The organism is Pyxidicoccus xibeiensis, assembly GCF_024198175.1.
In the GTDB taxonomy this organism is placed as follows: domain Bacteria; phylum Myxococcota; class Myxococcia; order Myxococcales; family Myxococcaceae; genus Myxococcus; species Myxococcus xibeiensis.
Window position 1 is genome coordinate 1,069,772 of sequence record NZ_JAJVKV010000004.1, and the last position, 25,212, is coordinate 1,094,983.

Annotated in this window: 22 protein-coding genes; 7 read left to right on the forward strand and 15 right to left on the reverse strand. The window is 71.0% G+C overall.

The window, feature by feature from the left end; genetic code table 11:
* Window positions 1–4: 4 nt before the first annotated feature.
* Window positions 5–388: a DUF962 domain-containing protein gene (locus tag LXT23_RS22235; protein ID WP_253982228.1), complete on the reverse strand. Its 384-nt coding sequence runs from the start codon at window positions 386–388 to the stop codon at window positions 5–7.
* Window positions 389–1,036: 648 nt separating this feature from the next.
* Between LXT23_RS22235 and LXT23_RS22240 the strand changes: the two genes are divergently transcribed.
* Window positions 1,037–1,999, forward strand: coding sequence for a hypothetical protein (locus LXT23_RS22240; RefSeq protein ID WP_407692907.1), 963 nt, complete (start codon window positions 1,037–1,039; stop codon window positions 1,997–1,999).
* A gap of 155 nt (window positions 2,000–2,154) precedes the next feature.
* Here the strand turns inward: LXT23_RS22240 and LXT23_RS22245 are convergent, their stop codons facing one another.
* The gene (locus LXT23_RS22245; protein ID WP_253982230.1) at window positions 2,155–3,009 is read right to left on the reverse strand and encodes an SDR family oxidoreductase; all 855 of its coding nucleotides are present in this window, start codon (window positions 3,007–3,009) and stop codon (window positions 2,155–2,157) included.
* A gap of 102 nt (window positions 3,010–3,111) precedes the next feature.
* Here LXT23_RS22245 and LXT23_RS22250 point away from each other — a divergent pair, with 102 nt between their 5' ends.
* Window positions 3,112–3,570, forward strand: a complete 459-nt coding sequence (locus tag LXT23_RS22250) for a winged helix-turn-helix transcriptional regulator (protein ID WP_253982231.1) — start codon at window positions 3,112–3,114, stop codon at window positions 3,568–3,570.
* Here LXT23_RS22250 and LXT23_RS22255 read toward each other — a convergent pair.
* Both LXT23_RS22255 and LXT23_RS22260 read right to left on the reverse strand, forming a co-directional pair.
* Window positions 3,551–4,321, reverse strand: coding sequence for a class I SAM-dependent methyltransferase (locus LXT23_RS22255; RefSeq protein WP_253982232.1), 771 nt, complete (start codon window positions 4,319–4,321; stop codon window positions 3,551–3,553). The genes LXT23_RS22250 and LXT23_RS22255 overlap by 20 nt on opposite strands.
* Window positions 4,322–4,397: 76 nt before the next feature.
* The gene (locus tag LXT23_RS22260; RefSeq protein ID WP_253982233.1) at window positions 4,398–4,859 is read right to left on the reverse strand and encodes an acyl-CoA thioesterase; all 462 of its coding nucleotides are present in this window, start codon (window positions 4,857–4,859) and stop codon (window positions 4,398–4,400) included.
* A gap of 97 nt (window positions 4,860–4,956) precedes the next feature.
* Here LXT23_RS22260 and LXT23_RS22265 point away from each other — a divergent pair, with 97 nt between their 5' ends.
* From LXT23_RS22265 to LXT23_RS22275, 3 genes are all read left to right on the forward strand, one after another.
* The gene (locus LXT23_RS22265; RefSeq protein ID WP_253982234.1) at window positions 4,957–5,826 is read left to right on the forward strand and encodes a cupin domain-containing protein; all 870 of its coding nucleotides are present in this window, start codon (window positions 4,957–4,959) and stop codon (window positions 5,824–5,826) included.
* 118 nt (window positions 5,827–5,944) lie between these two features.
* Entirely contained in the window at window positions 5,945–7,660 is a 1,716-nt protein-coding gene (locus LXT23_RS22270; protein ID WP_253982357.1) for a metallophosphoesterase, read from the forward strand.
* Between the two features lie 179 nt (window positions 7,661–7,839).
* On the forward strand, window positions 7,840–8,490 hold the full coding sequence (locus LXT23_RS22275) for an OmpA family protein (protein ID WP_253982235.1): 651 nt from the start codon (window positions 7,840–7,842) through the stop codon (window positions 8,488–8,490).
* Window positions 8,491–8,499: 9 nt separating this feature from the next.
* Here the strand turns inward: LXT23_RS22275 and LXT23_RS22280 are convergent, their stop codons facing one another.
* From LXT23_RS22280 to LXT23_RS22315, 8 genes are all read right to left on the reverse strand, one after another.
* Window positions 8,500–11,640, reverse strand: a complete 3,141-nt coding sequence (locus tag LXT23_RS22280; RefSeq protein WP_253982236.1) for a GAF domain-containing protein — start codon at window positions 11,638–11,640, stop codon at window positions 8,500–8,502.
* Window positions 11,641–11,747: 107 nt separating this feature from the next.
* A complete protein-coding gene (locus tag LXT23_RS22285) occupies window positions 11,748–12,821 on the reverse strand; it encodes a tetratricopeptide repeat protein (RefSeq protein WP_253982237.1) in 1,074 nt (357 codons plus the stop codon).
* A gap of 25 nt (window positions 12,822–12,846) precedes the next feature.
* Entirely contained in the window at window positions 12,847–13,386 is a 540-nt protein-coding gene (locus LXT23_RS22290) for a hypothetical protein (RefSeq protein ID WP_253982238.1), read from the reverse strand.
* Window positions 13,387–13,557: 171 nt separating this feature from the next.
* Window positions 13,558–15,399 carry a monovalent cation:proton antiporter-2 (CPA2) family protein gene (locus LXT23_RS22295; RefSeq protein WP_253982239.1) on the reverse strand — a complete coding sequence of 614 codons (1,842 nt, stop codon included), beginning with the start codon at window positions 15,397–15,399 and terminating at the stop codon, window positions 13,558–13,560.
* Between the two features lie 151 nt (window positions 15,400–15,550).
* Window positions 15,551–15,901 carry a DUF2019 domain-containing protein gene (locus tag LXT23_RS22300; protein ID WP_253982240.1) on the reverse strand — a complete coding sequence of 117 codons (351 nt, stop codon included), beginning with the start codon at window positions 15,899–15,901 and terminating at the stop codon, window positions 15,551–15,553.
* The gene (sitA5, locus tag LXT23_RS22305; RefSeq protein WP_253982241.1) at window positions 15,901–17,313 is read right to left on the reverse strand and encodes a SitA5 family polymorphic toxin; all 1,413 of its coding nucleotides are present in this window, start codon (window positions 17,311–17,313) and stop codon (window positions 15,901–15,903) included. Before sitA5 ends, LXT23_RS22300 begins: the two co-directional genes overlap by 1 nt.
* Before the next feature lie 33 nt (window positions 17,314–17,346).
* Window positions 17,347–18,573: a J domain-containing protein gene (locus tag LXT23_RS22310; RefSeq protein WP_253982242.1), complete on the reverse strand. Its 1,227-nt coding sequence runs from the start codon at window positions 18,571–18,573 to the stop codon at window positions 17,347–17,349.
* Between the two features lie 201 nt (window positions 18,574–18,774).
* Entirely contained in the window at window positions 18,775–19,512 is a 738-nt protein-coding gene (locus LXT23_RS22315; RefSeq protein WP_253982243.1) for an SDR family oxidoreductase, read from the reverse strand.
* A 162-nt stretch (window positions 19,513–19,674) separates the two neighbouring features.
* Here LXT23_RS22315 and LXT23_RS22320 point away from each other — a divergent pair, with 162 nt between their 5' ends.
* Both LXT23_RS22320 and LXT23_RS22325 read left to right on the forward strand, forming a co-directional pair.
* Window positions 19,675–20,625 (forward strand): AraC family transcriptional regulator, encoded by a 951-nt coding sequence (locus tag LXT23_RS22320; RefSeq protein ID WP_253982244.1) that lies wholly within the window; start codon window positions 19,675–19,677, stop codon window positions 20,623–20,625.
* Window positions 20,626–20,675: 50 nt separating this feature from the next.
* Window positions 20,676–22,076 carry a serine hydrolase domain-containing protein gene (locus tag LXT23_RS22325; protein ID WP_407692902.1) on the forward strand — a complete coding sequence of 467 codons (1,401 nt, stop codon included), beginning with the start codon at window positions 20,676–20,678 and terminating at the stop codon, window positions 22,074–22,076.
* A gap of 4 nt (window positions 22,077–22,080) precedes the next feature.
* On the opposite strand, the gene LXT23_RS22330 is transcribed toward LXT23_RS22325, so the two are convergent.
* The 3 genes from LXT23_RS22330 to LXT23_RS22340 all read right to left on the reverse strand — a co-directional run bounded on the left by LXT23_RS22330 (window position 22,081) and on the right by LXT23_RS22340 (window position 25,209).
* Window positions 22,081–22,545 (reverse strand): DoxX family membrane protein, encoded by a 465-nt coding sequence (locus LXT23_RS22330; protein WP_253982246.1) that lies wholly within the window; start codon window positions 22,543–22,545, stop codon window positions 22,081–22,083.
* A gap of 168 nt (window positions 22,546–22,713) precedes the next feature.
* Window positions 22,714–24,276 carry a fibronectin type III domain-containing protein gene (locus tag LXT23_RS22335; RefSeq protein WP_253982247.1) on the reverse strand — a complete coding sequence of 521 codons (1,563 nt, stop codon included), beginning with the start codon at window positions 24,274–24,276 and terminating at the stop codon, window positions 22,714–22,716.
* A 111-nt stretch (window positions 24,277–24,387) separates the two neighbouring features.
* Window positions 24,388–25,209, reverse strand: coding sequence for a glycoside hydrolase family 25 protein (locus tag LXT23_RS22340; protein ID WP_253982248.1), 822 nt, complete (start codon window positions 25,207–25,209; stop codon window positions 24,388–24,390).
* Window positions 25,210–25,212: the final 3 nt, after the last annotated feature.

The following is a 25,212-nucleotide window of genomic DNA, read 5'->3' on the forward strand; positions in this document are numbered from 1 at the left end:
CGGACTACCGGGCCTGCTGGGTGGCCGCGGCCAGCCGGTTCGCGGCGCCGGAGCTCTCACCGCCCGCGAGGGCGCGCTCCATGTGGGGCCCGAGCTGGCCGGTGGCCATGAGGGCCGCCATCCGGTAGTCGGAGATGAGCGACCAGAGCGGGTACTTGAAGGACGCCGGCTTGTTGCGCTCGATGACGAAGTGGCTGAACCACGCGAAGCCGTAGGCGGCGACGAGCGCGGCCGGCACGAGCAGCCCGCGGCCCGTCACGGCGGCGGTGATGCCGATGCCCGTCCCCAGGCTGGTGCCCACGAAGTGAATCCAGCGGGTGGAGGGCAGCGAGTGCTCCCGCAGGTAGAACGGCCAGAACTCGGCATAGGTCTGGAGACGGTCGGACATGGGGTGAAGTTGTGTCTGGAGGGGGGCCCCGCGTCAACCCGTCCTGGCGGCTGGAGTGTAGGCGTGGATACGCCGGGACGCCTGCCGGTCGTACAGCGGGCAGGCAGGCTTGCAGTCTCACGCGCATTTTGCCGTGGAGCGTCCAGTCCTGACGGCCGGTGAGCGAGAGGCTCTGCGCGAGGCGCACGGGTCGTGGGAGACTCGCGGGCGATGGCGGACTGGATTCCCAAGCTGAACCCCTCGGTGGACCTGAGGAAGCTGGTGCTCAGCCCGGAGGAGGGCTTCGTGCTCTCCCGGCTGGACGGGGCCACGCCGGCCAGGAACCTTCCCGCGCTGACGGGGCTGCCCGTGGAGCGGCTGAGGACCATCCTCTCGCGGCTCGTCTCCGAGGGCGCCCTGCTGCCCGCGGCCACGGCGGTGCCGGCTGGAGGTGCGTCACCCGGGAGCCCTGGGACGGCGCCTGCCGGAAGTCCCAGGCCTGGAGGTGGCGTGGCGATGCCAGCGAGGGGTGCGTCACCCGCGAGCCCTGGGACAGCGCCTGCTGGAAGTCCCAGGCCCGGAGGTGCCGTGGCCACGGCGGCTGGAAGTGCCGCTGACGTGGGGCCGCCTGGGGCCACGGCTCCTGGAAGGTCGGCGCCCCCAAGCTCCATGCTGTCAGCGGCCGGGGGCCATTCTGCGCCCGCGAAAGCCATGCCTCCGGTGACCGATGGGGGCCCTGCTCCCGCAGGCGCGGGGGGCTTGGAGCCGCGCGCGAGCCCGCGGCTCGAACCTGTGCCGGAGCAGGACGGGGAGCTCCCCACGCTCGACCTGTCGGCGGATGAGGCTGAAGGCGTCCGGGAGGAGAGGGCTTCGACGGAGGGTGCCGAGCCGGCGGACGACGCTGAGCCACCTGACGACGAGCCGGAGGTGGCGCTGGGCAACTACCGCCAGCTCTTCGAGACACGGCTGCACCCGCTGCCGGAGGACCAGCGCGTGGCGCATGCGCACTCGGCGGAGGACCCGGTGCTGTCGGCGCTGTGCTTCGACCCGCTGCCGGCCGTCATCAAGGCGGTGCTGGAGAACGCGCGGGTGGGACTGGCGCACGCGCGACTGGTGGCGCGCAACCACCGCAACCCGGTGGGCCTGGAAGCGCTGTGCGGACGGGCGGCCTTCTCGGCGGACGCGGGCGTGCGGCGGTGGCTGGTGCGCAACCCGCAGCTGCCCGCGTCGCTGTTCCGTCGGCTGTGGGGGATGCGGCGGCTGATGGAGCTGTTCAAGGTCACCAACGACCGCGACGTCCCCGAGTCCACGCGCCGCTCGGCACGCGAGGTGATGCGCCAGCGCTTCTCCACCGGGCCTTCGGAGGAGAAGCTGGAGCTCATCATCAACACGGAAGGGCGCTGCCTGGCGGCGCTCATCGGCATGCCGGTGGACGGGAAGACGGCGTCGCTCCTGTGCGGGCGCACCTACCGCTCGCCGATGCTCATCCAGAACATCGCCCGCTGGAGCGCGGCGCCGCCGGCCCTCATCGCCCACCTGCTCAAGCAGGAGGCGGTGCGCCGGCAGCCCCAGCTGCGCATGCTGCTCGTCCGCCACCCCAACGCGCCCGCGGATGCGAAGCGCGGCGGCTGAGCTGGCGGAGCGAAGCCGCCCGCTGCCCCGCCCCGCGACGGGACCGGAGGCGCACTGTTCGGAAATGTCGGGGGTTTTGCGTCGCGAAATGTCCCGACATTTTCGAACAGTGTCGCTCCGAACCGCTCCCGGGCGGCCCCGGCCGACGTCGGACCTCAGCGCTGCAACGCCGCGCCCACCGCCTGCGCGAGCGTAGTCGTGGGCCTCCCGATGAGCCGGCTCAAGTCACCGGTGGAGACCTCCAGGTCCCCCCGGGAGATGCCGACGTCGGAGTCCGCCAGCACCTCGGCGAACGGCCCCGGCACGCCGACGCCCTTCAGCGCGCCCTGGTACTCCTCGCGAGGCAGGTCGTTGTACGCAATCGTCTTGCCCACCTTGCGACCGACCTCGGCGGCCAGCTCCGCCATGGTGAACGCGCTGTCCCCGCCCAGCTCGTAGACCTTGTTCTCGTGCCCCGGGCTGGTGACCACCGCCACCGCTGCCGCCGCGTAGTCCGCGCGCGTCGCCGCGGAGATGCGGCCCTGCTTCGCGCTGCCCATCATCGCCCCGTGCGCCAGCGCCGGACCCAGGTTCTCGGTGTAGTTCTCGAAGTACCAGCCGTTGCGCAGGAACACGAAGGGAATGCCGGACGCGCGGATGAGCTGCTCGGTGGCCTTGTGCTCCGCGGCCAGCGCCATGCCGGACGTGTCCGCGCGCAGGATGCTGGTGTACGCAAGCAGCCGGACCCCGGCCTTCTTCGCCGCCTCTACCACGGCCTGGTGCTGCTTCACCCGCTGCCCGACTTCACTGCCCGAGATGAACAGCACCTTCTCCACTCCGGCGAACGCGGGCCCGAGCGTCTCCGGCTGGCTGTAGTCGGCCCGGCGCACCTGCACGCCCCGGGCGTCGAGGTCGGCGGCCTTCTCCGGGTTGCGCACGGCCGCGATGACCTGGCGGGCGGGGACCTTCTCGAGCAGCGCGTCGATGACGAGGCGGCCGAGCTTCCCGGTGGCTCCAGTCACGAGAATCATGGGTGTCTCTCCTGTGTCGCGAGGGCTTCGTTGAATCGCGAGACACACCGTAACGGCGACACTCACTTTCCGTAAGTACCTACCTCAAGGTAAGCTACTGACATGGCGACGTCCCCGAGAACGCGGCACCTGAGCAAGGCGATGGCGAAGTGGGCCGAGCAGCGAGGCGACGTGTACGCGCCTGCCTGCCAGAGCCGGGGCGTGCTGGAGCACGTCACCAGCCGCTGGGGTGTGCTGGTGCTCGTCGCCCTGCTGGACGGCACGCACCGCTTCAGCGAGCTGCGCAGGAAGGTGGTGGGGGTGAGCGAGAAGATGCTCGCCCAGACGCTGCACGCGCTGGAGGAGGACGGCTTCGTGCTGCGCGAGGTCCACCCGGTGATACCCCCGCACGTGGACTACACCCTCACCCCGCTGGGGCAGGAGGTCGCCGGGCACGTGGAGGTGCTCGTCGACTGGATTGAGGAGAGCCTGCCCCGCATCCTCGAGGCGCGCGCGAAGCAGCCGCCGCGCAAGAGCGCCAGCGCGCCGAAGGCCCGGCGGGTCACGGCCTCCGGGCGGTGAGGATGGGCTGGTAGAAGCCCGTCTCCTCGGGTGAGTACCACCGCGTGTCCATCAGCCCGGCGCGCGTCAGGGCACGCTCCACCTCCACGCGCTGGAGGGCGCGGTACACGCCGGTGTGCTCGGTGGCCTGCCACCCGCCGGCCTCGGGGCGGAGGATGAACTGGTGCACCGTGTACGTGCGCCCGTCCGCGGCCCAGTCCCAGACCTGGAAGAGGATGCGGCGGCCCTCGGGCGCATCCAGCACGCGCTCCGAGGTGAAGCGCGGCTGCTGCGCCACCAGCGTGTCGTAGTCGCGGATGCTCAGCGCCAGCAGCCCGCCCGGCGCCAGCTTCGCGGCCATGGCGCGCGCCGCCGAGTCCAGGTCCTCGTCCGTCAGGAGGTGCGGCACCGCGTTGTCGAAGGCGAGCACCACCGCGAAGGTGCCGGGCACCTGGGTGTCCAGCTTGCGCATGTCCGCCACGCCGGTGGTGAGCGTGACGTTCAGGGCGCGCGCCTCGCGCTCGGCGCGGGCCACGGCGGCGGGGCTGAGGTCGGTGGCGTGGACGACGTAGCCGCGCCCGGCCAGCCCCAGCGCCTGGGTGCCGATGCCACACGCACAGTCCAGCACGCGCCGGGGCGGAGGCGCGCCGCAGCGGCGCAGCAGGGCATCCAGCGCGGCGCCCTGCCGCTCCACCGACTGCGCCCAGTTGGCGAAGAGCAGGTGGTACTCCTCGGCCATTCCCTCGTAGAAACCCAGCACGGGGTCACTCATGTGCGCCGAGTCCTAGCATTCATGGGCGCGTGTGCCCCATGGCTGTGTGCGCGTCCGTCCCGAACCGGACCGAGCCTCACGGGGTGAAGGAGCGCCCCTCGAGGGCCTCGATTGAGGCGCGGATGGGGGCGGGCACGGGGACCTTCTCGTGGGTGGCGTAGCGCAGGGTGACGATGGTGCAGCCGCCCCGGGTGTAGAGGACGCCATCGTCCTCGCCGGCCACGGCGTGCTCAATGGTGATGGACGAGGTGCCGATGCGGGTGACGCGGGTGCCGGCCACCAGGCGCGCGGGGAAGACGACTGGGCGGAGGTACTCCGCGCTGGTGGCCGCGAGGATGGGGCCGATGCCGCCCGGAGTCCGGTCCTCGCCGGCGCCCGAGGGGCCGGTGAGGCCGACGCGGGCGAAGTAGGCGATGCGGGAGGACTCGAACCAGGTGAAGGTGCGGGCGTTGTTGGCATGGCCGAAGGCGTCCATCTCGCTCCAGTGGAGCGTGAAGGGCACGACGACGGGGAAGTCCTTGAGGGGCGCGTCCGACATGGCGGCAGGGTGCCCCAGGCCGGGCCGGCGGGGAACGCCCAACTGCGCCCGCCTGCCCTCCAGGCAAGGGCCACGGCCGTGGTAATGCAGAGCAGCCATGCGTCCACGCTTCCTGATTCCCGTGCTCGCCGTCGGGTTCGGTGCCGCCGCCCTCTCCTGGGCCCGTGAGCCGAAGCTCCAGCTCGCGCCCCAGCCCCCCAGGTCCCCCGCGAAGGTGACGGCCTCCGCGCCCGTGCTGTCGGCGGCCGCACCGCGTGCCCCGCTCTCCGCGCCCGTCCTGCCGACGGCCACCACGCCCGACCCGCGTTCCGCGCCCGTCCTGCAGGCAGCAGCCACGCCCGCCCAGCTTTCCGCGCCCGTTCTGCAGGCAGCAGCCACGCCCGCCCAGCTCGCCGCACCCGTCCTGCTGGCGGCCGCCACGCCGACTCCCTCCGCCAAACCCGCGCCCCAGGCGGCCCCGGCATCCGGCGCCCCGGCCCAGCCCGCGCCCCAGGCGACCCCGGCATCCGGAGCACCGGCCCGGCCCGCCACGTCCGCGCCAGCGCCCGCCTCCGACACGCCCGCCACGCAGGGCACGCGCTACCGCGTGCCGACGTCCGAGGCCCCGCGCCACATCATCGCCGGGGGCAAGGGCCGCGCGACGCTGCTGCTCAACCCCTCCACGGGCGCCACCGCCGCGTCGATGACGCTGCTGGAGCTCCAGCCCGGCGGCGAGGTGCCCGAGCACGTCCACGCAACGAGCGCCGAGCTGCTCTACATCGAGGACGGCGCGGCGGACATGGTGGTCTCCGGCCAGAAGCTGCGCGTGGCCAAGGGTGACGCCGTCTACATCCCCGCCGGGGAGAAGCACTCCGCGCGCGTGGTGTCGCAGGACGTGGCGTTCCGCGCGGTGCAGGTGTACGCCGGCCCCGGACCGGAGGCGCGCTTCACGCAGGGCCCCCGGGAGAACCCGCCCCATGGGAAGTGAGCAGGACGGGGCCGCGCCGCGACGCGAGCCCTCCCCGAGGCCAGCCGACGCCCCCGTGACGGGCGAGCGCCCCTACCTGGTGTCACCGCGCGAGGGGCTGCCCACCTCCGACAGCGGCATGGCGACGCGGCCCCAGCGGCGCGCGGACATGGTGCGCTGGCTGCACCCCGCGCAGTTGCTGCGCACGGGCCTGGACGCGCTGGTGGCGGCGGTGTTCGGCGCGCGCGCGGACCACCGGCTCATCGAGGCGGTGGTGCGGCCGCAGGCGCCCTTCTTCGACTACTCGCAGGAGCCGCTCACCGAGGACGGCTTCTGGCTGGACTACGTGGCGGACACCGGTGACGGCTGGAACTCCACGTACACGGTGGCGCGGCTGCTCGCGCTGCCGGAGCTGACGCTGCCCGTGCGGGGCAACTCGCGCCTGGAGCCGCACGCCACGAAGCGCGGGCGGGTGCTGGTGCTGGGCGGAGACGGCGTGTACCCCGGGGCCAGCCGCGAGGTGTACGAGGAGCGGCTGGTGCAGCCCTACGAGGCGGCCATGCGCCGCTCGCAGGCGCCCAACCCGGACCTGTTCATGATTCCGGGCAACCACGACTGGTACGACGGGCTATCCGCCTTCATGCGGCTGTTCTGCGCGAACCGGTGGATTGCCGGCCGGCGCACGCGGCAGAGCCGCAGCTACTTCGCGCTGAAGCTGCCGCACCGCTGGTGGCTCATCGGCACGGACGTACAGCTCAACAGCGACATCGACGTGCCGCAGGTGGAGTACTTCCGCGAGGTGGCCCAGCACATGGGCCCGGACGACCGCATCATCCTCTGCAACGCGGAGCCCGTGTGGGTGATGGCGGCCACCGCGCGGCGCAAGGGCAGCTACCTGGAGAACAACCTGGAGTACCTCCAGGAGAAGGTGCTGGGCCGGCGCATCAGCATCTTCCTCGCGGGGGACCTGCACCACTACCGCCGGCACGAGGACGCCGCGGGCCGGCAGAAAATCACCGCGGGCGGAGGCGGCGCCTTCCTGCACCCCACGCACGCACCGGCGGCGCACGTGCTGCGAGACGGCTACCGGCTGCAGAAGAGCTTCCCGGACGAGCGCACCTCGCGGAAGCTGGCGCGAAAGAATCTCTTCCTCATCCGCTACAGCCCGCTGTTCGGCCTGATGACGGGAGGGCTGTACCTCCTCCTCGCGCTCGCCGCCTACGCGGAGGTGGGCTCGCTGGGGCTGTCCCAGCTTCCCCAGGTCATCCTCGCGGTGGCCAACAGCATGCTGACCCGGCCATGGACGATGGTGCTGGGGCTGGGCACCATCGGCGGGCTCATCGGCCTGGCGGACGCGGCCTTCGGCCGGTGGCGGGTGCTGATGGGAACGATGCACGGGCTTGGCCACATCCTCGCAGCGTTCTTCACCGCGTGGGGCGCCACGTATCTCACGGTGACGGGGATGGGCATCTGTCCCGACCTGACGCCGGACGGGCTGAACTGCACGGCGGGCTGGGCGCACCTGGCGGGCAAGTTCCTGCTGTCCTCGGGGCTCACCTTCCTGGGCGGCTTCCTGGTGGGCCCCTTCGTCATGGGCCTGTACCTGTGGCTGAGCGTCAACTTCTTCAAGGCCCACTCCAACGAGGCGTTCATCTCGCTGGCGCTGCCGGATTGGAAGAACTTCCTGCGGCTGCACATCAACGAGGACGGGCACCTCAAGGTGTACCCGGTGGGCGTCGAGCGCGTACCCCGGAAGTGGAAGGAGACGCACGCCGGCCCCTACGCGCCCGCCTTCGACCCGGACGACCCGAAGGCCACGCCGCCGGTGCTCATCGAGCCGCCCATCCGCGTGTGACACACCGCCCGGGTGTCTCCAGGTGAGGCGATGTCGGCGGACTGAGAGCCCCCCTGCCCGCCCCCCGGGCGTCACGGCGCGCGGTGCCTGCACAGCAGGCAGTCGTCCAGGCACGTGCAGGGGCTGCGTGAATGCCCTTCCATGTGAAGCCTTCCAACCTCGTGACAAGGAGGCTTCACGTGACGACTCGAAAGAACGCGACGGTTCGGAACAAGGCGGCGGCGGTGCTCCTGTCCGCGGCGATGCTGGGCGCGGGTGGCTGTGCCACGCCCGGCAAGCGCACGGCGACGGGCGCGGCCGCGGGCGGCATCGTGGGCGCGGGCGCGGGCGCCATTGCCGGCGGCTGGAAGGGCGCGGCCGTGGGTGCGGCGGCGGGTGCCGCGGTGGGCGGAGGTGTGGGCAACTACCTCGACAAGCGGGCCCAGGAGCTGGAGAAGGTCGCCGAGACGCGCAAGACGGAGCACGGCCTGCTCCTCAACCTGCAGAGCGAGCTGCTCTTCGAGACCAACAGCGCCGTGCTTACCGACAGCGCCGTGAATCAGCTCACGCAGATTGGCGACATCCTCGCGAAGTACCCGGATGACCGCATCACCATCGAAGGCCACACCGACAGCCGGGGCACGGAGCCCTTCAACGAGTCGCTGTCGATGCGGCGCGCGGACGCGGTGGCGCGCGTGCTGCGGGGCCGCGGCGTCGAGGAGCGGCAGATGGTGGTGCTGGGCCAGGGCGAGACGGAGCCCGTCGCCCCCAACACCACCGAGAATGGCCGCACGGCCAACCGGCGCGTCGAGCTGCACATCGACGTGCCCCAGGCGTCCCGCCGCGGCTGAGGCGGCGGCTCACACGTCCGGACGCGCGGAGGGCGGCATGCGCCGGGGGAGCACGACGGTGAACGTCGCCCCCCGGCCCACGTCGCTGTCCACGTGGATGCGGCCCTCCATCGCATCCACCACCTGCCTCACAATCCAGAGGCCCAGGCCGAAGCCGCTGTAGTGGCGCTCGCTGGCCACCCGCAGGAACTTCTGGAAGAGGCGCGGCTGGTCCTCCGGGGCGATGCCGATGCCCTCGTCCCTCACCCGCAGCGTGACGGAGTCCGCGCCGGCCTCCAGCTCCACGTCCACCGGCCCGTCGTGGCCGTACTTCAGCGCGTTGGACAGGAGGTTCTGCAGCACCTGGTCGACGCGGAGCCGGTCCCACAGGCCTGGCACCGTCGAGGGGACGCGCAGGCGAAGCTCGCACCCGGCGCGCGCCGCGTCCTCGGCGACGCGCGCGGCCACCTCGCGCACCAGCTCCGCCAGGTCCAGCGGCTCGGGCTCCAGCTTCAGCCGGCCCGCGGTGATGCGCGACACGTCCAGCAGCTCGCGGATGAGGCTGGACAGCCGGGTGAGCTGCCGGTCCGCGGACTGGAACTTCGCGTCCACGCCGGGGCCCGGCACCAGCGCGCGCCGCAGTCCCTGCAGGTTGAGCTTGAGCGAGGTGAGCGGGGTGTTCAGCTCGTGGGACGCCACGCCGAGGAAGGTGTCGCGCGCCGCGACGGCCTCCCGGGCCTCCTGGTAGAGCATGGCGTTGTCCATGGCGGTGGCCGCGCGCAGCGCCAGCTCCTCCACCAGCCGCAGGTCGTCCCCGGTGTAGCGCCGGTCCGACTCCGCATACCCCAGCGTCAGCGCCGCGACGACGCGGCCCCGGCGGCGCAGGGGCACGCTGAGATACGAGCGGAGGCCCAGCGCCCTCACCGCCGCCAGCCGCTCCGGGTCCGGCACGGTGGCGACGAGCAGCGCCTCGGGAATGGCCTCCATCAGCTCCGGCTCCCCGGTGCGCAGCACCTTGCCGAGCCCTCCCGGCGCACTCAGGTCGGGGGGATGGCGGCGGTGGAAGTCCAGCGCGAGCCGGGCCCGCTCCGGGTCCTCGTGGGCCACCACCACCCGGCGCACGTGGCCATCGTCCTCCAGCACGTCGACGGCGCACCAGTCCGCGAGGACAGGCACCGCCACGCGGGCCATCGCGGCCAGCGTGCGCTCGTAGTCGAGCGAGGAGGCCAGCAGCGCGCTCGCCTCCGCGAGGAAGCGCATGCGCTCCTCGGCGCGCTGGCGCTCGGCGACCATGGCCTCCAGGCGGCCCTGGGTGACGAGCTGCGCCTCGAAGAGCTTCGCGCGCTCCAGCGCCTGCGCCGCGTGCTGGGTGAGAATCTGGAGGAACCAGCGCTCCACGTCCTCGAAGGGGTGCTCGCCCTCGAAGCCGAACGTCAGCCCACCGATGGCCCGCCCTTCCACGAGCAGCGGCAGGCACGCATTCGCCATCCCATGGCGGTGGCGCACGGCGTAGGCGCGCTCCTCGGACGCGGGGACCCGCTCGGCATACTCGGCCCAGCTGCGCATCCACAGGGGTGCCGCCTGGCGCACCGCCTCCGCCAGCGGCACCGGCGCGTCCACGGAGAAGGAACCGAAGCCCTTCACCGTCTGGGGCGCGTACCCGCGGGACTGCATCAGCTCGAGCAGCCCGGTGGCGGCGTCCAGTTGCCAGATGCCCGCGTTGACGGCCCCCAGCGCGTCCACGCCCACCTCCAGCACCGCCCCGGCGACCTCGTCCCGTGACAGCGCCTGCCCCAGCAGCTGGGTCACCTGCTGGAGCCGGCGGGCGTACTCCGCGGTGCGCTCCGCCCGCGTCCTCGCCTCCTGCTCCGCGGCCAGCAGGGCGGCGCGCTCGGCCTCGGCGCGCTTCTGCTCGCTGACGTCCTGCTGCACGCAGACCCAGTGCGGCCGGCCCCACAGCTCCAGGGCGGTGATGTGGGCCCGGGTGACGAAGGGCGTCCCGTCCTTGCGCACGTTGCGCCACTCACCGGACCAGACACCTGTCGCCTTGAGCTCGGTGATGACCTGCTCCACGACGCGGGCATTCTCCTCGGACGGGTAGTCGTTCTGCACCGTCACGTGCTGGCCCTGCAGCTCCCCGGGCCCGTAGCCGAACATCCGGTCCTCGGCCGGGTTGGTGTAGACGATGAGGCCGTGCTCGTCGGAGACGCTCACCCCCTCCGCCATGGAGTCGAGGACGCGGGCCTGCATGAGCGTCTCCTGGTGGAGCCGCGCATTGGCGATGGCGAGCGCGGACCGGTCGGCCAGCTCGCGCAGCAGCGCCTCGTCGTCGTCGTCGAAGGCGGGCCGGGGAGAGCGGCGCACGCAATGCAACGTGCCGATGACCGCTCCGCGCAGCAGCAGCGGGACGGCCAGGATGCTGTAGTGCTCCGAGCGCAGCACCATCTCGCGGTGCTCGGGCCTGAGGGTCTTCGCCAGCTGCTCGCCGGAGATGCGGAGCAGGCGCATGGGCTGGCCGCTGAGGGCCACCTTGCCGATGACACTCTCCCCGATGCGCAGCCGCGAGCGCGCGGATGCAGCCTGGAAGGCGGCCTTGTCGGCGGGGCGGACGTCGTCATACGCCACCGTGTCCAGCCACTGCCCGTCGGCGGAGACCAGCGCCACGCCGCACGAGTCGGAGAGGTGGGCCACCACCTGCCGGACCACCGTGTCGAGCACCTCCTCCAGCTCCAGCTTCGCGGCCGACAGCGCGCGTGAGGCCTCCGCCAGGACGCGAAGCCTCGCGGCCTGCTTGTGCCCCGTGAGGTCCGTGATGACGAGCCAGAGTGTGTCCGCACCCGTGTGGACGCGCACGTCCAGCCACTGACGGCGGGACTCGGAGAAGTGCTCGAAGTGCTCGGACTGGCCGCTCGCCGCGGCGCGCTCCAGGGCCTGGCGCACCATGGGGCCGTCGTCCCCGGGCAGCGCCTCCCACGCCTCGCGCCCCAGCAGCTCGCCTCGCGCACTTCCGAAGAAGCGCTCGGCGGCGCCATTCACATACCGGAAGCGCGCCTCCCGGCTGAGCGCCGCGATGGCCTCGGGGAGCTGCTCGAGGAGCCCGACGGGAAAGCCGGAGGGCGACGAGTCAGGAGCGGGTGCTTCCAGGGGAGGTGACTCGGGAGGCCTGGCCACACGTATGGCCTAACACCGCCACGCGCCGCTGCCCATCTCCCTGGCGCCTGGCTGGGAGGTGAAGGACAACTCGCCCCCCATTGGACTGTCTGTCCATGTCGCGCCCCCTACGCTTCCAGGAGCGCGAGGTTGTCACGGCACGCCGCCGCTGTCGGATGGGCCTCGCCGACGGTGGCGTGGAGGACGGACAGCGCGCGGGTGTACGCGTCCCTCGCGTCATCATTCCGGCCGAGCCGGGCCAGGACGACGCCCAGGTTGTTGAGCGTCTTCGCCACCTCGGGGTGCGCGTCGCCCAGCGCGCGCCGCTTGATGGCGAGTGCTTCGAGGTAGCGGGCCTCCGCCTCTTCGAGCTCGCCCCGGGCGGACAGGAGCGTGGCCAGGTTGCTGGCGCAGACACCGAGCTCCGGATGGTGGAGCCCATACGCGCGCTCCATCAGGACGTAGGCCCGGAGCAGCAGCGCCTCCGCTTCGTCGTAGCGGCCGCGGCCCACGACGATGGCCGCCAGGGCCGCCAGGTCCCGGGCGACGGAGGGGTGGTGCGCGCCCAGCTTCGCCTCGCGCAGGAGCACGGAGGCGCGAGCGAAGGGCTCGGCCCGCGCATAGCGCTCGCGCGCGTGCTCGAGGCCGCCCAGGTTGTGGAAGATGGGAGCGCTCTGGAAGGGCCTGCGGCCGAGCCGCCGCTCGAGGAGCCGCAGTGCGCGCCGGTAGGAGCGCGCGCCACGCTCGAACCAGCCGGCGAACTTGCACACCATGCCCAGGCCATTGAGCAGCCAGATGGCCTCGGAGTCCTCAGCGCTGAAGGCGCGCGTGTTCTCCTGGAGGGCCTCCTCATAGAGCGAGGCGGCTTCCTCGTAGCGCCCCTCGAAGCGGGACACGAGGGCGCGCGCGGCGAGCGCCTGCACGCGGACGCGCTCGACCTCGACGGGGGGCCCCTCCAGCTCGCGCATCAGCTGCCACGAGCGCTCCGCCGCCGCGCGGGCCCGGGGCAGCTGACCTCCGTCCGCGCACAGCCCCGACAGCATGTTGAGCACGTTGGCGAGGTCGACCGGGCTCGTGTCCTCCGCGCGCTCGAAGAGGGCCAGCGACTGCTCGCAGGCAGCAAGAGCCCCGGGAAGCTCGCCAGCGTCGGCGAGCGTCAGGGCCTGTGCATGGAAGGTAGCGGCTTCGTCACTCAGGGTCATCGGGAGGCCAGAGGTGCTTCAGCGCTCACTTCCGGGGAACGCTGGCGCGCACCGCCGGCTCGTTGTCCTGCTCGCTCTGGGTGGGAGGCGGATCATTCTGCCCGGCCCGGACCCCGGTCTTCACGGCGAAGGGAGCACGCCGGTCCTCCGGCTTGAAGCGCACGGCAGGCTCGTTGTCCTGGGCGCTCTGCGGAGGGTCATCGTTTGTCCCGGCCCGAATCCCCGTCTTCACCGCGAAGGGCGTCCTGCGGCGCTCCGGCTTGACGCTCCCGGGCTCCGCGCGCACCGCCGGCTCGTTGTCCTGCTCGCTCTGCGGGGGAGGCTCACTCGCCCCGGCACGGATTCCGGTCTTCACAGCGAAGGGCGTCCGGCGCTTCGCCGGAGCCACCTCGGCACGCACCGCCGGCTCGTTGTCCTGCGCGCTGTTGGTCGGAGGTGGCTCACTCTCCCCCGCCCGGACTCCTGTCTTCACCGCGAACGGCACCCGGCGCTTCGCCGGGGACTCGCGCGCGGCGTCACCCGCGCCAGGGCTGCTGCCTTCGAGGGACTGCTGGGTCATCGACATGTCTCGTCTCTCTTTCTGGCGCGAGGTGAAGCCGAAGCCTGACACCGTCTTCCAGCATCCCCGGAGCGCCTATACGTATACGGAGGCCCGCCCCCGTCCTGGCAGTGGGGCTCCCCACACAGCCAGAAAGGAGCGCAGCCTCCGTAGAGAGTGAGGAGACCCCACGCCAGCCTAGCGGTCCTTCCCCTCCTCCTCCGTCGCGCCCTCCCCTCTGGGAGACGGGTTCAGCGCGACGGCCTGCCGCTGGGGAGGAATGAACGGCTCGGGGCGGGGAACAGGGCGCGTGTAGAGTTTGTCATTTCCCGCCTGGGCGTCACGGCCCTGCTGCTGCAATGCGAAGCGCTCCCTGTCGCGCTGTCGGACATCCTCCTCCACCTCCACCACGCGCTCCGGCGGCAGCCCCAGCCCCACCAGCGCGGCGCGCCCGAAGGCGATGGCGCTCTCGAACGTCTCCCGCAGCTGGTAGTGCACGCCATGCTCCAGCAGCTCCAGCGCGTGGACGCGGTCGTAGGCGCGCACGTATAGCTGCGCGAGTGGGAATGTCGTCCGGCACAGCTCCGCGATGCGGCTGGCCGCCTCCTTGCGTTCCACGCACACGCAGATGAGCCGGGCCCGCTCCGCACCGGCGGCCCGCAGCACGTCCAGCCGTGTGCCATCGCCGTAGTAGACCTTGAAGCCGAAGCGCTCGGCGGCCTCTATCATCTCCACGTCGTTGTCGATGGTGGTGACGTCCACGCCCTCGGCGAGCAGCAGCTGGGCGACCATCTGCCCGAACCGGCCGAAGCCGACGATGAGCACGGAGCCGCGCGCACCATCGAAGCTCTCCTTCCGCTCGGGTGCCGAGCTCCGCCCCACGAGCCGGGGGGTCAGCGCCGCCAGCAGCGGAGTGACGGCCATGGTGAGCGTCACGAGCGCGACGAGCAGCGTGGCCTGCTCCTGCACCATCACCCCGGCGGCCACGGCGGTGGAGAACAGGACGAAGCCGAACTCCCCTCCCTGCGGCAACAGCAGCGCGGTGCGGATGGACACCTCGTGCCCGTTGCGCAGCAGCCGCATCAGCCCGTACACCACCGTCGTCTTGATGAGGATGACGGCCACGAGCGCGCCCAGCAGCACGCGCCAGTGGCTCAGGATGACCTTCAGGTCCACCGTCATGCCCACGGAGATGAAGAACAGCCCGAGCAGCAGCCCGCGGAAGGGCTCCAGGTCGGCCTCCAGCTCGTGTCGGTAGCTGGACTCGGCGAGCAGCACGCCCGCAAGGAACGCGCCGAGCGCGGCGGACAGCCCGACGTACGTCATCAGCGTGGCCGCGGCGATGACGACGAGCAGCGCGGCGGCCGTCATCACCTCGTGGGCGCCCGCGTTCGCCAGCACGCGGAAGAAGGGACTGAGCAGGTAGCGGCCCGTGAGCACCACGGCGGCCACGCCGCCCAGCATCTTCGCGGCGGACAGCCAGGCCGGGTCCGCTCCAGCCGAGTCCTGGGGAGACAGCAGCGCCACCAGCGCGAGCAGCGGGACGATGGCCAGGTCCTGCAGCAGGAGGATGGCGAAGGCCTTCTGGCCGTGGGGGTGCTGGACCTCGCCCTTCTCGCCCAGCATCTGCATGACCATGGCCGTGGACGACAGCGCCAGCCCCAGCCCCGCGATGAGCGCGGCCTGCCAGGGCCGGTTCGCCACCAGGAGCGGGTAGAGCATGATGAGCAGGCCGGCGAAGACCACCTGCGCCGTGCCGAGCACGAAGATGTCGCGGCGCATGGACCACAGCCGCGACACGTTGAGCTCCAGCCCGATGATGAAGAGGAAGAGCACGACGCCCAGCTCGGCCACGTGCATCACCGACGTGCTGTCGGAGAAGAGCCCCAGCCCGAACGGGCCGATGACGAGCCCCGCGGCCAGGTAGCCGAGGATGGAGCCCAGGCGCAGCTTGCGGAACAGGGGTACGGCGACGACCGCCGCGCCCAGGAAGATGAGCGCCTGGACGTAGACGGGAGCCTCGGGAGCGGAGGCGGACATGGGAGCACCTTCATCAGGCCACGGGAAGCGACAGGGGAAGCATAGAGCCCGCGCGCCCCGCACCGTGGGAGGACTTCACCCGGGTGCCGTGAGCCGCTCGAAGTGCCCCTCGCGCGCAGCCTGCGGGACCGGGCGGCAACCCTCACGGACCTCAGCCGGGGTCGAGGCTCCAGGTCCCCTCATTCCAGCGCTTCAGGGTCATCGTTGCCCCAATCGCGGCGAGCCCTCCTTCCTTGATGACCCCTTCGAGCACAGCCTTTGCCTTCGCGGTCCGGTAGCGAAGGAGGAAGCCGGCGGCCGTCGCGCGGACATCAGCGCGGGGGTGCTCGAGCAACACGGTGAGTGCTTCGCGACCCTCGTCACCTCGCAGGCGCAGCTGCTCCAGTGCTGCGGTATAGCGGCGGGCGTGCTTGTTTCCTGTCCTCGAGTCGCCCCGCCCTATCGCATCCCCCTGTGCGGCCACGTTGCGCGCGAACTCCTCGACGAGGGCATCGAGCTCCATCACCAGACTCCATTCGAGACATTCTTCAGGACGAGCAACCCAAACTCATGTTGCGCTTCGAAGGACTGCGTATTCATCCACTGCCGCACGGTCAAGACGGTCGACTCCGTGATGTCGTGGCGGATGGATGAGTAGAGCGCGCTGATGCGGTCATGAACCGTCTTGTCCAGCAGGACGAGGTTGTCGGTGTTGTGGATGCGCTCGACCCCGAAGCGCTTCACGTTGGCCTCTCGCTGCTCGACGAGGTGATGCCACGCCCTGCCCTCCCCCGCCTTTCCATGGGCCTGCTTGAAGGCATCGAAGGTCGGGTAGCCCTGCCCCTGTCCAAGCGGGCTGATGGTGGACGCGGTGGACCGCTGGCTCCGCGGTGCGGGCCGCCTCCTCGTCACCTTCTCCGAGGCCATCGCCACCGCGCTGGGGGCGAGGTGGATGGTAATGCCCTCGGAGTTCACCGCGACGGCGTGCACCTGCACCAGAGCGCCGAGCCGGACTCCGGCCTGTCCTTCCAGCGTCAGCGCGGCCTGGGACGCTCCCGGCAGGGTGGGCACCTTCGAGGCCAGCTCGCCCGCCGTCCTGCCCGTCGCCGCCGTCGCCATCATCACGAAGAACCGGGCGCCCTTCTCTCCCAGCACCTTCCCGAACGCGTCCCCCACGTCGCGCAGCTCGCCGAAGGTCAGCGCCGCATCCGACTTCAGCACCAGGTCCGCCCATGCATCCAGGAGCCCGATGAAGGTGTCGAAGCCCAGCCAGGCAATGGCGGCCACGGAAATCACCGCCGCCACGCCCTTCGAGACTGGCTCAGGCAGTATCAGGAGCGTGAAGTACATCGCGACGGTGGTGGCAATTGTCGCGGCCAGCGCCCTGCCGCTCGTCAGACTCCTCAGCTCTGCTTCCGTTCCGTCCCACACCGAGCCCATGCCCAGGGCCAGCGCCAGGGTGAACTTCGCTTCGCTCCGCAGCAGCGGGCCGGTCTCCAGGATACCGAGGCAGTCTCCCGGGGGGCTCCCACCGCGCTCGCACCAGCGGAGGTAGTCCTTCGCCAACCTCTCGTCCGGGTCATCCAGGTGCAGGGCGCGCGTCTCGGCCGTCAACCCGATGAGTCGCTTGTTGCGCCAGTCGTACTCGTACACGCCGCTCAGCGACGGCACGCCGAACAACGCCCGGGCTTCCCGCAGCGGCATTCGCGTGAAGGGCCTGGCTGTCCTGGCCAGCTCCCTCACCGCGCCGGCCCACTCTACGGGGTGCAGCTCCGCGGTCTCGACCTCGGCGCCGACGACCTTTCGCGGCGTGATGACACTGGGAGTGCCTTCCCCCGTGTCCAACCGGACGACCTTTGACGTCGTGCAGCCCGCCACCAGCAGGAGCAGCACGGCGCAGCAGGTGCTCCACCCGTTCAGCCGTTCGATGCGCATGGTCCAGCCCCCTACCTGAGGTCAGACCCCTCTCTACCGCGCCTGCTTGCGAATCTGCTCCCACGCCTCGATGAGGCGACGGGTCTCCTCCTGCGCCAGCGCCTGCAGTTTGGGCCCCAACTGGGCGACCTTGTCGGGGTGGTACTGGGCCACCAGCGACAGGTAGGCCCGCTTCACCTCGGCCAGCGGCGCATGGGGCGCAACGCCCAGCACCTCCCAGGGAGAGGGCGGCGGCGCCTCGCATGGAGCCTCCTCGGCGTCCTCTTCCTCCTCGGCGTCCTCTTCCTCCTCGGTGTCCTCTTCCGCCTCTTCCTCCTCGTCCTCCCCAGCGTCCTCCTCCTCCTCGTCCTCCTCTGCCTCCGCGGCCTGAGGCTCAGCCGGCTCCGGAGCCGTGTCGACACCCACACCACACTCGGAGCACAGGAGCCGCTCCTGCCGCGCTCCGGCCTCCGTCGCGACGGTGTGGACGTCACAGCAATCGCCGCACACGATGTTCCGGCACTGCTCGCAGCGGGCAGCGGACTCCGCCTTCTCCAGCCCCAGCCCGCACCGGGGACAGTCCTCGGGAAGCGGCGCCTCTTCTCCGCAGCGCACGCAGAAGGCCCACGCCCGGTCCAGGTCGCTCTCGCACTCCGAGCACGCCAGGTCGCCAGCCCCGTCGTGATGCCACTGCTTCTCGTCGCCGCACCACGGGCAGAAGGGCATGAGCCACGCCAGCTTCCCCGCGCACGCCTCCGAGTCGCAGTCGAACTCGAGCCTGTACCCCCGGGCGACGGTCTGCGGTTCGTTCTCCTCGTCGAACGACTCACCGCACGCCCAGCAGTGGTTGAAGGAGTGGTGGGAAGGTGCGCCACAGGCCTCGCAGGCCGGATTGCCGTGCTCGGCCTTCCAGGGGACCTCGTCACCACACGTCGGGCAGAAGGCCATGCTCGGCTTCACGGCCGGATGCGTGCACGTGGCCCGAGCCTCCCTCGCCGCGCGCTCGCGCTGCCCGCGAGGAGCGGCGAAGGGCGGCGTCTCGCCCCGGTCCGTGAGCACCTCCCACAGGCAGGAGCGGCACACCCGCCCCCTCACCTTCTCGCGCGCACGAACGGCGCCACCCGCACGGCGGCGGAAGACCCCTGCCTCCAGCACCTGCGTGGAGAGGCACGCCTGGCAGACGGCATCGCCACAGGCCTCGCAGTGCCCCGCCAGGTGCCGGCCCCCGAAGCCCAGCAGACCGGGCGTCAGCATCTCCATGCAGCACGGACAGGCTCGCATGCGCTTCCTTCACCGGGTGGGGCTCCAGTCAGTCCCTGGAGCCGGTGGGCCGTAGGCCTCCGGCATGCCTGAATCCGCCTTCGCGGTCCAGAAAGCGTCCCTCCCGGGCCCGCACGTCCCGGGGTAGAGCTCCGAATCATGGACGTCGCCTTCTTCCTCACCCCTCCCGAGGGCCTCCTCTTCGCACACTGACGGCAACGCTCAGTAGGGGCTCGCTGTCGGCCTCACGATGATTTCACTGACGTCCACGTCGGCGGGCTGCTCCACGGCGTAGGCGATGGCGCGAGCAATGGCGTCGGACGGAATCGCCCCCTTCCGGAACTCCTTCATCGTGTCGCGGGCCAGCGGGTCGCTGATGCTCTCCGCCAGCTCCGACTCGGTGACTCCGGGCGAAATCACCGTCACCCGGATGTCGCCGCCCACCTCCTGGCGGAGCCCCTCGGAGATGGCCATCACGGCGAACTTGGTGGCGCAGTACACGGCCGCCGTGGGCGACACCGCGTGGCCGCCAATGGACGAGATGTTGATGAACTGCCCGCTTCGCTGCTTCTTCATCAGCGGCAGGCCCGCGGCGATGCCGTGCAGCACTCCGCGGATGTTCACGTCAATCATCCGGTTCCACTCGTCGACCTTCAGCGCGTCCAGCTTGGACAGCGGCATGACGCCGGCGTTGTTGATGAGCACGTCCACGCGGCCGAACGCGCCCACGGCGAACTCGACGAAGGACTGCACGTCCTCCAGCCGCGTCACGTCCAGGCGGCGGTAGCGGGCCGAGCCGCCCTCGGCCTGGATGGCGCCCGCGAGCGCCGCGAGCCGGTCCTCGCGCCGCGCTCCCAGCACCACGTGAGCGCCCTGCCGGGCGAGCAGCCGAGCAGTCGACTCGCCAATGCCGCTGCTGGCCCCGGTGATGACGACGACCTTCCCCTTGATTCCAGACATGGTTCTTCCTCGGTGAAGTGAGTCAGGAGCCCCGGGGCGGTGCGCCTCGGGGCTGAGCCATATCTAGGAGTCGGGGGGCCCGCGCCGGTAGACCGTTCCTGGCGGGCTCTTGCCTGTTCCTGCACGGCACGCACGCCCCGGCCGGATTACCCTTGGAGCCACATGGCGACGACCCCACAGGCGAAGCAGCCGGCCCTCCACCCCGGTGCGCCCGAGCGGCTGGCGGAGCTGGCCGGCTGGCTCGAGCACCTCACCCGGCGCGACGGCATGCACCCGACGGCCATCGAGCGCCTCTCGCTCATCCGCGCATCGAGCGCCGGTGAGCCCTTCCACGTCCTGCACCAGCCGGCGCTGTGCATCATCGTCCAGGGCGCCAAGCGGGTGATGGTGGGCGAGGAGGTCTACCGCTATGGGGCCGCGCAGCACCTCGTCATCTCGGTGGACCTGCCCGCCGTCGGGCAGGTGACGCACGCCACGCCCCGGACGCCCTACCTCTGCTTCCGGCTGGACCTGGACCCGGGAGAGCTCGCCGAGCTGGTGCTGAAGACGGGCGCGCCCCCGCCGGCGGAGCGAGGCAGCTCGCGGGCGCTGTTCATCGGTCAGACGCCCGCGCCGCTAGTGGACGCGGCGCTGCGGCTGGTGCGCCTGCTGGACACGCCCGAGGACATCCCCACCCTGGCCCCGCTGACGATGCGCGAAATCCTCTACCGCCTGCTCAGGAGCGAGGACGGCTGGAGGCTGGGACAGATTGCCACGGCGAACAGCCAGGCACAGCGCATCGTCAAGAGCATCGACTGGCTGAAGACGCACTTCCGGGAGCCGCTGCGCATCGAGGACCTCGCGCGGAAGGTGCACATGAGCCCGTCCGCGCTGCACCACCACTTCAAGGCCGTCACCAACCTGAGCCCCCTGCAGTACCAGAAGCAGCTGCGGCTCCAGGAGGCCCGGCGCCTGCTGCTCAGTGACGAGGTGGACGTGGCGACCGCGGGCTTCCGGGTGGGTTACGAGAGCCCCTCCCAGTTCAACCGCGAGTACCGGCGCCTGTTCGGCGCGCCTCCCGGGAGGGACTTGCGCCAGCTGCGCGGCACCCGGGCAACGCTCGTGGCGCTCTGACCCGCGGCGGGTACAGTCACGCCCGTTCCCGCTCCGAAGGAGTCATGTCCGTGTCCTTCCCCCGCCGTCTCGCCGTGTTCGCCGTCTTCCTCCTGGGCCTCGCCACGAGCCGCCCCGCCGCCGCGCAGGGCCCCGTTCAGCGCATCGACGCCTTCGTGCGAGCGGAGCTGGAGCGCCAGCAGGTGCCCGGCGTCGGCATCGGCGTCGTGAAGAATGGCAAGGTGCTCCTGGCGAAGGGGTATGGCTTCGCGAACCTGGAGCACCAGGTCCCCGCCAGGCCGGAGACGCTCTTCCAGGCGGGCTCCATCGGCAAGCAGTTCACCGCGATGGCGGTGATGCTGCAGGTGGAGGCGGGCAAGCTCGCGCTGGCGGACCCGCTGACGAAGTTCTTCCCCGAGGCTCCGGCCTCCTGGAAGGCCCTCACGGTGCGCCACCTCCTCAACCACACCTCCGGCCTCCCGGACCTGGAGGGCACGCTCGACTACCGGAAGGACTACACCGATGAGGAGCTCGCGAAGTTCGCCTACGCGCTGAAGCCCGAGTTCACCCCGGGCGCGCGCTGGAGCTACAGCAACACCGGCTACGTCCTGCTGGGCATCATCGTGAACCGCGTCGCGGGCAGGTTCTACGGCGACGTGCTGCGCGAGCAGGTCTTCAAGCCCGCGGGCATGACGACGGCTCGCATCATCAGCGAGGCGGACATCGTCCCGCACCGCGCGGCCGGCTATCGCATGGTCGACGGGCAGGTGAAGAACCAGGAGTGGGTCTCGCCCTCGCTCAACACCACGGGAGACGGCTCCATGTATGTCTCCGTGCGGGACCTGCTGGCGTGGGACGCGGCGGTGCAGAAGGGGGCCATCCTGAAGCCGGAGAGCTGGAAGGAGATCCTCACCCCCGCGACGCTCACCAGCGGCGCCACCTATCCGTATGGCTTTGGCTGGCAGCTGCTGGAGCGGGCCGGGAAGCCGCTGCACCAGCACGGCGGTGCGTGGCAGGGCTTCAGGAGCGCCTTCTCCCGCTTCGTGGGAGACGGCATCTCCATCGTCGTGCTGACCAACTCCTCGGCGGCGAACCCCACGCGGTTCGTGGAGGGCCTCGTGGCCCTCCTGAACCCCGCGCTCGCCCGGCCGGAGCTCAAGCCCATCGAGGACAAGGAGCCCCAGGTCACCGCGCACATCGCGGCGCTGCTGGAGAAGACCCGGGAGGGGAAGCTCGCGCCGGCGGACTTCGCCTACCTCCGCGCGGGGTTCTTTCCGGAGCGCGCGAAGCTGTACCAGACGCAGCTGCGCGAGCTGGGGCCCACCGGACCGCTGGTGCTGCTCGAGCGGACCCCGCTGGGCGATGACCGCCTCTACACGTACCGGGTGGCGTTCGGCCCCCGGAACTTCCAGCTCCTCGTGGGGCTCGCGCCGGACGAGCGACTGACGCTCTTCGGCATGCGCCCCGAGTAGGGGCCTACTTCGACCCAGGCGTCGCGCGCAGGGCCAGCATCGGGCGGAACGCGTCCCGGTACACCCAGGCGAGGTAGAGCTCCAGGGCCAGGACGACGAAGGTCATCACCATGCCCATCGGCGCCAGGAAGAGGTGGAACGCGACGATGTTGACGATGACGGGCGCGAGCAGTGCCAGCGCCAGCGGCACGAAGCGGTTGGCCAGCAGCAGCACGCCCGCCAGCACCTCGGTGCCCTTGATGAGCGGCATCATGTAGCCCGTCTTCATCAGCGCGATGCTGAACGCCATGGAGGCCTCCGGCATGGGCTCCGTCGGCGGAGGGATGAAGTTCAGGAAGCCGTTCAGCCCGAAGACGAAGAACATCAACCCCATCAGGAAGCGCGCGGCGGTCGGAAGGTGGCGGGCCAGCGACTTCGAGCCCTGGCCTGCTCCGGCGACATCCACGTTCAGCGTCGTTCCCGTTCCCATGGCGTACTCCCCTTCGTGGTTCCTACAGGTGGTTGGCGCCGGGGCCAGCGAACTGGTGCGGCCCCGGCTTCTGTAGCTACGACGAACGGGAATCCGGGAGATCGACACGCCGGAGATTTTCTCCGGCGCTCCGACAAGTCCCCGGAATCATTGGCGCCCGCCCCTGCACTACGGGGTGAAGGGGGTCGGGTTGGGCACCGGGGGAATGGTGACCGCCTGCCCGTAGACCAGGGTGTTGCCCGTCACCGCCCCCGTCGCATTCAGCCGGCTCGCGTCGGCCAGCGTGCCGCTGACACCCTGGACGTTGAAGGTGCACTGGGTATCGCAGTCATAGGCCACGAGCCGCGCCGCGTTGCTGGAGTGGACGGCGATGCCCACCGCCGTCGTCACCCCCGAGCGCATGAAGAAGTGGGCGTCCCGGGGCTGGTAGCTGGTGACGGACTCGACGCGCGGGCCCGGCGTCGCCGAGTTCCACAGGCGGTAGTTGCGCTTGCACTCGGCGGCGACGGTGTTGCGGATGAGCATGTTGCGCACCTTGGTGTCGATGCAGCCATCCTCCGAGCCCCGGAAGTAGCTGTCCTCGACGAGCACGTCGCTCGCCGTGCTCTCACCGTCGATGCCGTCCCCCTGGGTGTAGTCGGTCTGCTTGCCGATGACGTTGAGCACGGTCGCCCTGCGGACCACCACGTTGCGCGCGGTGTCGTAGAAGGCAATGCCCACCGGGTAGTCGCTGCCCTGCCCGCCAATCAGCTGGGGCTGCATGTCGATGTACGTGTCCTCGATGAGCACGCCATTCGTGTTCGACGCAAGGAAGATGCCGCCGCGCGTGAACTGGAGAATCATCGCGCCGCGCACCGTGAGGTCTGTCACTGACGCGGTGGTGGAGCGCTCGACGTCCACGCACGTGGCGAGGTTCTCCGCCCGGAACTGGCTGAGCGTGACGTGCGAGACGGGCGCCACGGCGCGGAACGCGAAGCACGTGCCGACATGGCGGAACTCCAGGTTGTGGAAGACCACGTTGCTGGCCCGCACCTGGAACGCCACCGCCCCCGACTTCGCGCGCGTGGAGGCTTCGAAGGTGGACTGGAACACCGGCCGGCCCAGGATGCCCTTGAGGGTGACGGGCGCGCCGTCCGCGCCGCCGGCGGAGACGGTGTAGCCCGTGCCGTACGTGCCGCCGTGGATGCACACCTGCCCGCCCGGGCCCACCGCCGTGATGAAGGCGTTCAGGTTCGCCATCGTCCCCGCGTTCTGCGCGGTGAGCCCGTCCTTCGTCCCCGCGCCAGTGACGGAGATGTGGCGCACGGCGGTGCCCGTGCACTCGTCAGCCGTGGGCGTCGCGTACAGCCCGTTCGAGTACGTGGAGGTCGTCTCCACCGTGGCGCCCTTGATGCGCACGCGGAACTCGTAGCGCGTGCCGTTGGTCAGCCCCGTCACCACGTACGTGGTGTTGGAGCCCGCGCTGCGGTAGCTCCAGGTTCCGTCGGCCACGCGGAAGCGCACCTGGTATTGCTCGGTGCCCGCGGTGGCCGAGCTCCAGCGGAGCGTCACCCTGGAATCCCCAGGCACGGCCTCCACCATCGTCGGAGCCGTGAGGGCCGACTCGACGGTGTCGATCGTGTCGCGCTCGTCCACCCCATCTTCCCCACCGACGGGCTGGGGACCACACGCCAGCTGGAGCACGACGGCTCCCAGCAACAGCAGGAGGTGCTTCTCGGTAGAACGCCTCATCAGGGTCTGCTCCTTGTTGGCCTCTCGGCGCCGGACGGGTTTTCGGAGGCAGGAGCAGACCAGTTGCGGCTTTTCGTCGGATGAGGCCTGGATGTGAAGTGTGAGCCGCGCCTACTTCGTGGCGAGGAGGGCCTTCAGCTCGTCCGAGGTGCCGTTGAAGTAGCTCTGGTCGACCTGTCCGTCGATGCCGGCCACCTTGCCGCTCTCCGTGTACTGCCAGAAGTGCCAGCGCTTCCAGCCCTTGGGGAGCTTGGGCTCGGCCTGCTGCGTGTACGCGGCGAGCCAGAGCGGGTGGTCCTCGAAGTAGGGGTGGTCGCAGAAGCTGCCGCTCCACGTCACGTGGTTCGTGTAGATCATCGGCTTGCGGCCGAGCTCCTTCTCCACGCCCTGCGAGAAGCGCTGGAGCATCCCCGCGAGCTGCTCGCAGGTGAAGCCCGCGTACTCCGTCTTGAACTGCTCCACGTCCACCACGGGCGGAAGCTCACCGGAGTCCGGCTTCAGGTGCTTGGTGAAGTTGGCCACCTGCTTGTCCACGTCCTCCTTGGGGTGGAAGAAGTGGTAGGCGCCGCGAGGCAGCCCCGCCTTCTTCGCCCCGCTCCAGTGCGTCGTGAAGCGCGGGTCCACCGAGCCCGTGGACTCCGTCGCCTTCACGAAGACGAACGCGGTCGCGGAGGTGAGGGCCTCCCACTTCACGGTGGGCTGGTAGTGGGAGACGTCGACGCCCTGCAGCCAGGCCTTCGCCTCCTGCCCCTTCGCGGCCTCCGCCGGGTGCGCGGCTGCGACAGGCGCGGCGGGCGCGGCGGCAACGGCCTCGGGGGCCTTCGCCTCCAGCGTGGGAGCTGGAGCCGCGGGAATGCTCGGGGAGGAACAGGCCACGAGGGCCAGGGTGCTCAGCCAGCTCAGGGGATTCACGAGGGGGTGTCTGGGGGACATTGC